10 protein-coding genes are annotated in these 12223 nt (G+C 47.9%); 3 read left to right on the top strand and 7 right to left on the bottom strand.

All coding sequences use genetic code 11. The features are described 5' to 3' along the window. Window positions 1-134: 134 nt before the first annotated feature. From AC3A8L_RS14630 to orn, 5 genes are all read right to left on the bottom strand, one after another. Entirely contained in the window at window positions 135-647 is a 513-nt protein-coding gene (locus AC3A8L_RS14630; protein ID WP_487963009.1) for an Lcl C-terminal domain-containing protein, read from the bottom strand. Further along, window positions 647-1468, bottom strand: coding sequence for an Lcl C-terminal domain-containing protein (locus tag AC3A8L_RS14635; RefSeq protein WP_487963010.1), 822 nt, complete (start codon window positions 1466-1468; stop codon window positions 647-649). Before AC3A8L_RS14635 ends, AC3A8L_RS14630 begins: the two co-directional genes overlap by 1 nt. Window positions 1469-1991: 523 nt before the next feature. Next, the gene (locus AC3A8L_RS14640; RefSeq protein ID WP_487963011.1) at window positions 1992-3275 is read right to left on the bottom strand and encodes a DUF1552 domain-containing protein; all 1284 of its coding nucleotides are present in this window, start codon (window positions 3273-3275) and stop codon (window positions 1992-1994) included. Between the two features lie 44 nt (window positions 3276-3319). Continuing rightward, window positions 3320-6373 carry a DUF1592 domain-containing protein gene (locus AC3A8L_RS14645; protein WP_487963012.1) on the bottom strand — a complete coding sequence of 1018 codons (3054 nt, stop codon included), beginning with the start codon at window positions 6371-6373 and terminating at the stop codon, window positions 3320-3322. A 356-nt stretch (window positions 6374-6729) separates the two neighbouring features. After that, entirely contained in the window at window positions 6730-7287 is a 558-nt protein-coding gene (gene orn / locus AC3A8L_RS14650) for an oligoribonuclease (RefSeq protein ID WP_487963013.1), read from the bottom strand. 52 nt (window positions 7288-7339) lie between these two features. Between orn and rsgA the strand changes: the two genes are divergently transcribed. The 3 genes from rsgA to AC3A8L_RS14665 all read left to right on the top strand — a co-directional run bounded on the left by rsgA (window position 7340) and on the right by AC3A8L_RS14665 (window position 10661). Next, window positions 7340-8431, top strand: a complete 1092-nt coding sequence (gene rsgA / locus AC3A8L_RS14655) for a small ribosomal subunit biogenesis GTPase RsgA (protein WP_487963014.1) — start codon at window positions 7340-7342, stop codon at window positions 8429-8431. A gap of 50 nt (window positions 8432-8481) precedes the next feature. Next, on the top strand, window positions 8482-9330 hold the full coding sequence (gene asd / locus AC3A8L_RS14660) for an archaetidylserine decarboxylase (RefSeq protein ID WP_487963015.1): 849 nt from the start codon (window positions 8482-8484) through the stop codon (window positions 9328-9330). Between the two features lie 245 nt (window positions 9331-9575). Continuing rightward, complete coding sequence (locus AC3A8L_RS14665; RefSeq protein ID WP_487963016.1) at window positions 9576-10661, top strand: DNA alkylation repair protein; 1086 nt, start codon at window positions 9576-9578, stop codon at window positions 10659-10661. 12 nt (window positions 10662-10673) lie between these two features. On the opposite strand, the gene AC3A8L_RS14670 is transcribed toward AC3A8L_RS14665, so the two are convergent. Together AC3A8L_RS14670 and AC3A8L_RS14675 are read right to left on the bottom strand one after the other, a co-directional pair. Then, window positions 10674-11099, bottom strand: coding sequence for a CopD family protein (locus AC3A8L_RS14670; protein WP_487963017.1), 426 nt, complete (start codon window positions 11097-11099; stop codon window positions 10674-10676). Window positions 11100-11138: 39 nt separating this feature from the next. Further along, window positions 11139-12223: chloride channel protein (locus tag AC3A8L_RS14675; protein WP_487963018.1), on the bottom strand; the 1085-nt coding region annotated here is incomplete at its 5' end.

A 12223-nucleotide genomic window follows, 5' to 3' on the forward strand; every position in this document is an offset into this window, starting at 1 on the left:
TCCATGCGTTACCCTAATGACCTATGTCCATATAGGCCCCGGCATGCGCCCCTTTAAGCGCCTCGATAAGAAAGCCGATCTCTTCGCCTAATTGGATAAACTATTATAGCCTCGCCCCTTAAGCCTCTTAAAAATCAGTAATCTCTGACTAGGCGAATATTATGAGAATCTACTCTATAAGGCGTCTTGCTCTCGCCCTGTTTGAAGTCGACTCCCCATGCGAAGATTGTATTGGAGCGGTTTGGCGTATTACTCCAAAAAACCTTCGCCGGCGTATTAGGGAACACGTCATGATTAATCGCTGGATCAAAGCAACTAAACTCAACTATTGATGCTAGCTCGTTGGCATTTGGTAAACGCCAGTCCGAGTAACTACCAAAAGAATAATTCACCGTGAGCTCAAGAGCCTCGCGCCACTCATACACAGCATTTTTCGTGCTTTCTTCAAGACATGCGCTCCCATTCAGCTCATACCCTTGAGCACAGCGTTTCCACATAAGTCCTGTCGCTGTATCCACGACAGTTATCTTATTTTCAATAACATAACGCACGGAGGGTGCCGTCGAAACCATTTGCGTATTGCACTCAGCATGCAACTCAACACCCAACAATAAAATGCCGACACCGGCGAAGAAATTAATTTTCATCACCGTCCTCCTCTAACCAGTCTCACCTGAGACGGGTCACGTTTGTAGGTATAACTCGAGCTACCGTTACTAAAATAGATGTACCAAGCCATCTCAGGGATTTCAGCGTTTGTTTGCGCGGTGAAAAAACGAGGCTGCAGCGTATTGGGGAAATAATCCGTATCAACCGCTGGAAGCTCTTTTCCTCGCACAACCAAAGACGTTAGCTCTGTAACCGTTGGTATGCGCCAATCGCTATATCCACATAATGCCGCGCCATTAGCCCAAGCCGCAAAGCCTTGAGTGTCGCAATCATCAGTACCGCAAGTTCCGCCATTTGGCGTTCCCGTATTGCCGCCACTGTGGTTTGCGCGCTCGTCATACCATGTATAAGTATGCTCCGCATAGCGCGGGTGAGAGGAATCACTTTCTTTCACTTCCCAGGTTAAATTCGTGACGTAATCTTGAACACAAGACCAGTGAGTACCACTGACTTCGACACCACCAACCGCCCACGCTGCATTTTGGATATGTAATGGATTGCCAACACTATCGAGCTTAGCCCAATCAAAACCGGCAAAGCCTGCCCCTGATTTGACAACCGATGCAATATTGGTATCTCGACCAAATTCAGCATCTTGGTTCGGTAAAGTCTCCTGTGGACAAGCCAGCTGAGCTTCATCCAAGCCACTACAATGAGTGACCCCCGTATCGTTGAGTGCTCCGGTGATTGTTATCGCCGTTTCACTGTGGGGAGGAGCATCTTTGGAGCCACACCCCGTTATGGCAATAAGCATCACTAAACTGCTTATTGCCATAATCGGAGAATAATAAAATTTCATGGTATACCTGCTATTGTGATGAACCATCTGAAAGCGCTTTCCTATTCTACTTAACACCACCAAAAATGTTGGCGCCATTTAACAATTTAACGCCAATATATGAGACGAGGTAATTATAGATTGCCCAATTAGGCGGAGGGTTCCGATTTATCAAGGCGCTCAAAGAGGCGCACGCCGAAGCCTATAAGGCATAGGTCATAGGTCATAGGTCAGTAGGGTAACGTTTCGAGACAGAAGAATAATATCGAGGAGCAGTTACCGAGACATCTATTGCTTGAACAGCTTGAACCTAAAAACCGCAGTAGAACCATCAAAGTCTACGCATCCCCTTAGCGCACCTTACGTGCGGTAAGGGGACACGGATCTTTTTGACTCTCAACTACGGCTTTTAGATTGAACAACGATAGCAAAAATATCGAATCAAGCATTAGTCGATGATGTGGTGATTCCTCGCCCCTAAACACCTTGCCTCAAAAATGAAAAACCCGACCAAGGTCGGGTTATTAACAACCAGAAACATCCCTTACATTACGTGGCCACCGGAACCGTATCCACCAATGGTTCCGTCAGCAATGCTTGACTCAAGCCCCATCAAGCGCGCAATGTCGCCAAACACACCGTGATGCACAGCACCATCCTTACGAAATCCTGTCCGCAAGCCGCCAATACCACTGGCAACAATAATTGGCGCATCTTCATTCGTGTGAGAAGGATCACCCATTTCACTAAATACAACCACTACGGTGTCGTTGAAAACCCCCTCACTTTTAAGCTTACTAATGAGATGCGCAACACCTTTATTCATGTACTCGATAAGATAGGGAATTTGTTCAAAGCCCCCTGAGTGAATTGCAGAATGGTGATCGCCCGCATAATTTACTGAGTCAGGACTGCCATCATTACCAAACCAGCTAGCCTGAGTCTCATTAAACTGTATTGAAACTACATTGGTTAAACCGCAAGCCAAAGCCTTTGCAGCAATATCGCCTTGTGCACGATAGGTATTTAGCGGCGTGGTGCCCGAGGACAACCCAGGGGCAGAGCAGGATCCACCGCCGCCTCCACCAGTATTTCCGCTCGAACTCATCTCTGCCATCTGCGCTTTAAGAATTTGGCTCTCTAAATCCTTAAGAGAATTCATTTGAAAACCTAGTTTATCTCTCTCAAATGCACCGAGCTTACTCTGCAGAGCATTCAACGCTTCAATGTTCACCTGCGCCACTTTTAAACGTCGATCATAGATAGTTGGACCACCAGCCCCACCGGTTGGAGGCGGCGGAGCGGAATTAAAGAATCGATTTAATGCAGCGCTGGGGCTATCTTCGAGCGGAATTTTTGTTCCATTGAGCACATTAATATCACCACCGGTACTCTTGGTGTGCACACCCAACTCTATTGATTTGAAGGGTGTCAAATGCCCAATCGCTTGAGCCACCTGCATATTGAATGTACTTTGTGTTGCTGGGCTGTTATAGGTTCGGCCAGCGGCAAAATCGAGCCTGCCGTGACTAGTCCCCGCACTGGTCATCTCGCGCAATGCGATATTCCCCATATGAGGCGACAAGGGGTCACAGGCGACACTTGCACCTGGCGCCCACTTGCCCTTCGGTGAACCGTTGGGGTGATAAATCATCACCAATTTTTTGGGAGCCCCCTGAGCTTCTGCAAAGCGAGAAAGCATAAGGCCTGCCGCAAGCGGAGAAGCCCTCAATATTGACGTCGATACACCGGCCTTACTCACCATATCAAGAAATTGGCGCCGATCCTTATTAACTTGCTTCTGCGTTCTATCAATCATTTTAGTCATTGTAATTTCCTAAGGCAATTAGCTGAATTTGAAACCTGTCGTCGCTACTTACGGAAGCGGATCAGTTCCAAAGTGCCGATTTTCTTAAAGACCTCTTTGGCGTTGCTGTGGCTCGAAACATATTCACTTTCGAGTACGTCTTTTGCACAAGTGAAGTCTTCAACCTGCTCTTGAGACAATGTAGGCTCTTGCTTCTTTGGTGAGCCATCAGGCTCCTTGTAAATTGCATCAGGGCCAATAGGCAAGCCCGTTGTGTAACGGAAGGCGTTTGTCACCATGCATTCACGCACCGACGGAAGAGTTGCAATTTTGTCGCCTAAATCTTTAGAGCCGTTAAAGGAGATAACGTCGCTACCCTTAATAGACGCTGTACCACGCAACTCACCGTAGTTCTCGATATCCAAGCCCTGCACTCCAGCATTACCTAAATAGGTATTATCAAAGGTGCCATTCTCACGCGCTATTGAGACACCAGGCAGACCTTGCATAGTAGTACGGAAGCGACCGATTTGATCGAAGTCTTCAACACCAAACAATGGGTTGATAGCATTGGCATGGCAGCTGGCGCACGCTGGTGAGTCAGTAAACACTTCAAACAAACGACGGCTCGTCATCATGCCCATATTTCGTTCCATGTTTCCATCACGCTCAAGCTGAGTACGGTCATCCCCCAAGTTAGCAGGCGGTGGATCGATATGGTGACACAACATCAGCTCTCGAATACGTACCGCACGCAAGATTGGACCAGTACGCTCGTTGGTCGCATTGTTGGTCATAAATGCCCCCGTGGTAATAATGCCGCCGCGATTTGGCAAGTTTCCAGTTTTCGCCCAGCCGTTACCGTTGAACGGAATTCCGTAAAATTGAGCAAGATTGTTATTCACCACTGCATAATCGCCAGAATAGAAATCTTCAAACGGCACGCCGTCACTGTAAAAAACGTGACGGAATAGCTGACGAACCTCTTCGGCCATATCCTCAGCAACTTGCTCAGTAAACGCTGGGAAGTCTGGGCGGCTCTGGTTAACGACGGCATCAGTACGCATCCACTTTCCAGCAAAGCGACCAATATGCTCTTGGCCACGCTGAGTGCTCAACAAACGTTCGATTTGAGTCGCCACCGCTGCATCACTGTTAAGGCCACCATTTCCAGCCGCCTGAAGTAACATTTGATCAGGAGTAGAACCTGTATACATATACGAAAGTGCAGTTGCAAACTCATAGGCATCGAGCACATAAGCATTAGAATCAGCATCCCGTAGACCTTCGAGATTTTGCAGACCTAACCCGTTATTATTTCTAGCGTCAGCTACAGAAACACCCGACTCTGATCGGTACAAGAAGTGCGGTGACATCAGTGCCGTTTGCAGAGCTACAGCCATGCCTTGATCACCAAATTCTCCAAAAATGTCAGCGAAGGTCGCGCGCTCTTCACCCGTCAATGGTCGACGATATATGCGTGTTACAAAATCGTTAAAGCGATTTGCACATTGATCAGCAGAGTTACAACCATTACTGATGCGATTAGCAGCAGAGTCAGCCAGCCTCTCAGCAATAGTCATAAATTTGAAATGGCGCGAGGAGTCGATAACAGTTGTTGAATGGGGCGCAAATGAATTGGCTATCAAATAATCATCAACAACTAGATCTGAAATTTCAACATCTCCAGATTGGGCAATACCTAAATCCTCGACGGTATTAATGTACTGCTGTGCCGTTAACAAACGCATTTTACGGATGCCGTAAGTTACTGGGTCATCGGGACTGCAACTAGACACTACGATTTGACTAATAACACGACTCAAATAAGCCGTTATGTCTGCTGCACACTGACCTACACATTCACCAGCTCGGGATCCATCACCCGACGCTGGCATAGTGTCAACGATACTAGCGAACAAATCTTGATCAGAATCGAAACCCTGAATTTTCGGTGCAAACTCCTCAGCGGCGTCATGACAGGCTGCACACCCCAAAGATGCCGTCTCTTCGTAGAGAATACGCCCCATTTCAAGATCCGGCGTAAAATCGGCGTAATCGGAGCCCATTGGGGTGCCAGCGGAGCTCGAACTAGACGACTGGGGGGTATCACCGCCAGATACAAGGTTAACCATGTAGGCTGCCGTGTTTAGCGCGCAGTTGTTTACCGCAGTGCAATCTCCAGCCCCGTTCTTTGGCATGGTAGCGCTAATAGCCTCAACCAAAGCAGGGAAACCTGCGGGACTCAAAGCATAAGAAATATCTATTGGGCCACTAGGTGCACCAGCAGCCGTAAACAGCCCACCACCTTGACTCTGGTGACACAGTTGACAATTATTAGCCTCAAACTGACCTTTCTGCGTTGTAAAATCATCAGCATCGTTAATAGACACACCACCAGAAGGCACTGAACTACTTGCAGCACTACTCGGTGGAGCAACACTTGAGGGCACACTAGAAACCGGTGGTAAGCCACCGCCAGTAGGGACTAAATCAAAATAATTTAAGTTCGCTTCACCATCAGCGAAGGTAACGCGTACCACGGCACTGTTTGAGCGAATAGCAACGCTGGTAAGGGTATTATCGACATAACTTTCCCAACCGTTACCCACCGAATCAACTTCACCCACAGAAGCGCCAGCCACAGAAACCTGCACACGACGACCAGCGTTTTGCGATGACGTGCGCAATACAATACTGTAGGTACCCGGAACCAAGTTTGCGACATCGTATTCAACCCACTCACCCGCGGCTACGTAGCCAACCGCACAAGTGCCGCCGTTATCCGTGACGTCAACAAGATCAACCATGCCTTGGCTACAGCGGCCACTGGTTGCGCCATCGCGGTTATTATCAGATTCATTGAAACGGCTGTAATCTTGAGCTTGCACGCGAACAGTAGACGCCTGCGCAACTGAAGAGCTACTGGCAACAGACGCAATACTTGAAGGCGTAGTGTTGGGCGCAGAGGAAGAAGAGCCCATAGCGGTAAGACTTGATGATGAACCTTGCGTGGGACCTGGCTCTGAAACACAAGCCCCCAAAGTCGCAGCAGACATCACCAAGCCCGCCAGCTTTGTTGCCCGAAAATAAACGGATAGAGATCGCTTGGGTATCATATAAAAAGTACCTTTATAGTGTAATTTTGAAATTTAAATTAGCTAAAGATAAGAGCTCATTCACCATCGTACTTGCGGTGTTGTGCTGCTTTTTTAAGACGATGTGCACTACTTCACTATTGACTTGAAATCAAAAAGCAAAGTAATACATAGCTATATATAGGTAGGATACGTACAGATACAGGTATTGGGCTAGATGCCACATTGTGTTTATGGGACACAATTCATAGCCACAGACAATTGGGTTAAAATAAGATCACCAAAGTGGTAATTTAAAACCACTCAGTTATTTGAGAGTACACTTCGCGACAGCGAATGCAGCACCCCTCTAGGGCTAGAGGGGCAACTCGATACCATCAAATACTAAAAACCGTACCGCGATAATACTTAAGCTCCGCGATAGAATCTTTAATATCATCTAAAGCCAAGTGACTCCCTTGCTTTTGCACGCCGTCCAGTAATTCAGGCTGCCAGCGACGAGTCAGCTCTTTGATTGTCGACACATCGATACTGCGGTAGTGAAAATACGCTTCCAGCTCTGGCATATACCGCACCAAAAAACGGCGATCCTGTCCAATAGAATTACCGCATATAGGGCTTTTCCCCTTAGGTATCCACTGTTCTAAAAAAGCCACTGTGGCCTTCTCTGCATCGCGCATTGTTGTAGTACTTTCTAACACTCGATCAACCAAGCCAGAACCGCCATGCTGCTTGGTATTCCACTCATCCATCGCATCCAATACCGGCTTGGAGTGCGCAATAGCCATAACAGGCCCCTGCGCCAACACATTGAGCTGGCTATCAGTAACAATTGTTGCAATCTCAATAATGGTATCTTCCTCGGGCAGTAATCCTGTCATTTCAAGATCTATCCAAATCAGGTTGGTATCATTTGCCGTGTTATTTTTAGTCATTCGAAAACTCAATTTGCCAGTTAAAAGGTAGGTGTGCAGTTATAGCGTCGTTTTGTCGTACAATGCAGCGATTATAGACCAACAGATACCGATTATTGTGGCCAAACGTAGACTCAGTAAACAACAAAAAACACGCATCGAAGATAAGCATGCTCAAATCAACAATAATGCGAAGTCATCCGGTAAAACAGTAACGCCGCCCGATGATAACAATTTTGGCGACGAACAGAATGGCTGGGTGATTAGCCACTACCGCGCCCGCGCTGATGTTGAATGCCCAGATACCGGCGATGTCATCCGCTGCCACCTGCGCGCCAACCTCCCTCACATTGTCACCGGCGACCGGGTCGTCTGGCGAAGAGGCTTAGGCGAGCAAACCGATACCGGCATTGTCGAGGCGATTAAAGAGCGATCCAGCGAGCTGTGCCGCCCCGATAGTTACGGAAAAATGAAACTTGTGGGCTCCAACATTACCCGCGCCATTATTGTCATCGCACCCGAACCCGAGGCCCACGGCAGCCTTATCGATCGTTATATTGTCGTTGCTGAGTACTTAGGGCTTGATGTTTTATTGCTCGTCAACAAGTGCGATCTACTCAGCGAAGACAACCCAACCCTCGACCTACTGAAGAAATACCAAAAATTGGGCTATCACAGCTTAGCCATCTCCAGTAAAAACGATATTGGTATGCCCCCCCTCAAACAAACACTCAGCGAAGGCTGCAGCATTTTTGTGGGGCAATCTGGCGTAGGGAAGTCCTCTATCATCCAAACGCTACTGCCCGCCGAAGAGATTAAAGTCGGTGAACTTTCCGACGTTGCCCGCCAAGGCCGCCACACCACCACCCACGCACGGCTATACCACTTCCCGGATGGCGGCGATTGTATTGACTCTCCAGGTATACGCGAATTTGGCCTCTGGCATTTAAGCCCAGACGATGTACTGCACGGCTTTAGTGAATTCCGCCCTTTTATTGGCCAATGTAAATACCGTAACTGCACGCACATTAACGATGCCCATTGCGCCATAGCCAAGGCTGTAGAATCCGGCGACATCACACAAGAGCGCTATAAAAGCTTCACCTATATCGTGCGAAGCCTAGATGACGTAACCATTCAGGGCGAACGCCCCCTTAAGTCCTAAACTATTTCAACCTTTAAATTTCACACCCACTTACAGAGTTCAGCATGCGTATGAGCGATCAACTATTTATTGCCCTGCAACGGCTTGCCCCACAACACCTTATTTCTCGCGGCGCCGGCCTACTGGCAAGCAGCACAAATTCCTTTATTAAAAATACCTTCATTAATTGGTTTGCCGGTAAATACGACATCGACATGCGCGACGCCCTTGAGCAAAACCTCGAAGCGTATGACTCCTTCAATAATTTTTTTACGCGAGCACTTAAACCTGGCGCTCGCCCTATCGACGCAGGCAATACCCTTGTAAGCCCTGCCGATGGCGCCATTAGTCAACTAGGCGACATTGAAAACGGCCGTATATTCCAAGCAAAAGGCCAGGACTTCTCACTACTTGAGCTCGTTGGCGGCAAGCCCGAAGATGCCGAACCGTACCAAGATGGAAGCTTTGCCACCATCTATTTATCACCAAAAGACTACCACCGTGTACACATGCCTCTCGCCGGTAAACTCACACACATGACGCACGTTCCCGGTGATTTATTTTCCGTTAATACCGTAACAGCACAACACGTACCCCGCCTATTTGCACGCAATGAACGTGTCGTCTGTCATTTTGAAACAGAGCAAGGCCCCATGGCCGTTGTGTTGGTCGGCGCAATGATTGTTGCCAGCATTCAAACACCATGGGCAGGTGTTATTGCCCCCCAGAGAAAAAAAATACGCCACTTTAATTACCAGCAAGTAGAACCGCAACAGCTCGATAAAGGCGCCGAAATGGGACGCTTTTTATTAGGGTCAACCGCTGTAGTACTCACACCCAAAAACACCATCAAATGGCATGAACACCTAGGTGCCAACAGCCCTGTACGCATGGGCCAGCCAGTCGCAACAATACTCTAAGACGTCGGTGCGTATCGCACTCAGTGCTGACACGCGCCAACCTCTTACACTTTTTAAGCAACAAAAGCACTTCAAATAGCGACAAGCTATGCACTTTGGGTTTAAGCACCGAGGAAAAATACGTTACTGCTTCCTCAACTGCGTTGCCCGGAACAGGTGAATAGCCTACCTGCAACACCCCACGTATAATCTTAGCCGCCCCGCCATACAAACAATACGCGTAAACATTACGATATGGACTCCTTATGAAACACGGTTTATCAAGTACTGCAGTTAAACGTATCGCGGATGGTCTTAGCTCGATTATCGAAAATTTTGAACCTAATGCCTTTAGCCGCGATGCTCAAAGGGGCTTAGAAACGCTGGAGTTAAAAGCTAGGGTGAACCATATTATTGCCGCCATGGAAAAACACCTGCCGGCATTTAAGCTTGTCGCACCAGCGCTCTGTCGGCTTCCACAACACTGGAACAAGGGCGAAGCTAACGACCCGCTCAGTGGCTTTGCCGCTTGGCCTATCATTGATTATGTTGCAGTACTTGGTATTCACAGCCCTAAATTGGCCTTCCAAACACTAGAAAAACTCACCCCACTATTCAGCGCTGAATTTGCCATACGCCCTTTTATCGAAAAATACCCCGAACAATCTTTTAAGCAACTAAAACTTTGGACTCTGCACAAAGACGATCACGTTCGCCGCCTAGCCAGTGAAGGTTGCAGGCCGCGTCTGCCCTGGGGTATTCAGCTAAAAGCTTTGGTCGCAGCACCTGGCCCAATCCTTCCCATACTCGAAACACTCAAAAACGACCCAAGCCTTTATGTGCGTAAGTCCGTTGCCAATAACCTTAACGACATTAGTAAAGATCACCCAGAGACTGTTTTAGACACCCTAGAATCATGGCACACACCAGCCAGCAGCAAAGAAACCTTGTGGATTATCCAGCACGCTAGCAGAACCTTAATCAAGCAAGGTAATTCTCGAGCCCTAGCCCTGATGGGCGCAAAAAAAGCCCTCATCAAGCATGAACAGCTCGTGTGTCCCATTAGCGTAGTGTGCGGCGAAGCGCTAGAATTCTCACTGTCACTCACAAGCCAGCAACAGCAAAAATTAGTCATTGATTACGCCATTGATTTTCTGCGCAGCAACAACCAACATAATAGAAAGGTATTTAAATTAAAAACGATAAGCGCCAAGAAAGGCGAAGAAGTATCAGTAAGGAAAAGCTATTCCTTTAAAGCAATTACAACTCGCCGGTATTATCCCGGCGAGCATAAGCTACATATACAAGTTAACGGTAAAATTATTGCAAGTGCCAATTTCGAACTCATATAAAATAAAAAACGATTAGAAAGGCCTTACAACAACCAAAATCACAATAGCCACCAAAAAGAAGACAGGCACTTCATTAAACCAGCGGAAGAACACATGGCTAGGGGGTTGAAAATCATCACGTGTAAACTTTTTAACGTAAGCCCCACACATATGATGGTAGCCCGTCAGCAAAAATACCAACGTGAGCTTGGCGTGAAACCAGCCTTGTGTTTTTAAATAGTCCCATTGGAAGCTCACCAACCAAGCGCCCAGCAACCAAACAGCAATGATCGATGGGGTACCAATTTGGCGGTAAAGTTTGCGCTCCATAATTTTAAAGCGCTCTTTACCCGCCGCATCTTCACAAGCCGCGTGATACACAAATAAACGCGGTAAATAAAACAAAACGGCAAACCAAGTAACTACAGCCATAATATGAAAGGCTTTAACCCACAACATATCTTCTCCTAAGGTATAAAAGGCACGGGAAATCCGCAACTATGAATGGTAATAATTATCGAGGTGCTCAACCGTCACAATTCCCTGCATAACATTCAGTACAGATCGCTGTGCCGTTGCGACATACACAGCATCACTCTGCCCCGCAGCTATCGCTTGCTCGGCTTCCCACAAAGTCGCATCTTCGTGAATTGCGGCCAGTATAAGCCGCTGGGCAGGAATCGCAAAAAGATCAATATCCTTCTCTAACGCCAACACTTCAACAGGGGCCGCTTCTAACCATGCCGCCAAATTAGCCGCCCTTAATGCGGTATAACGCGGGGCTTCATCTACGATTAGCCAGTTAGGCTTTTTGGCGAGTATTTGCTTCGCGTGTTCGTAGTCCATTTCTTTATGCACAATAACAAGCGCGGTATCCATCACGCTACGCACCCCTGCGCGGCGAAGCGCTTGCTGCGCAGGTTTTAAATTTAATGGCCGCCCGCTATGCTTTAACTGTTCATTAAAAATACCACCAAAATTAAAGAAATAGCGGGTAGTAACGCACGCGACAACAATGACCAGCATCGCAGGAAAAATAATGTGCGGGTTATAGCTTAATTCCAACACCGCAACCAATGCCGCTAATGGCGCATTAACGACCGCCGCCATCATTCCCGCCATCCCGATAAGCACATAAAAAGCAGGCTCCACAACAATATCGGGGTAAATGGCATGCACCAACAGACCCAAAGCACCGCCCAAGCAAGCACCACTGACCAATGCAGGGCCGATAACACCGCCCGGCAAGCCGAGACCTACCGTTAGCGCGCTAACAACAATTTTGGCAACACAAATGACGATGAGCGCTGTCAGCATAAGTTCGCCATTCATGGCTTGCCCTAGCGTATCGTAACCTAGCCCCATAATCGCCGGTTCCCACCACGCCACCACGCCGGTAATTGCCGCCGCTAGCGCTAAACGCTGCCATAAAGCCCAGTGCCGAAAACGCATTGCAGTAATATTCAACCGAATAAAAAGCGCCGACCCCAATGCGATAACCAAACCACAAGCCACCATAAAGGGCAGCTCAATCAAACTCTCCATGTCATTACGCACCAGCACTAACTCGCCAGCGCCGGCAA

It is taken from the genome of Marinagarivorans sp., from assembly GCF_982758155.1.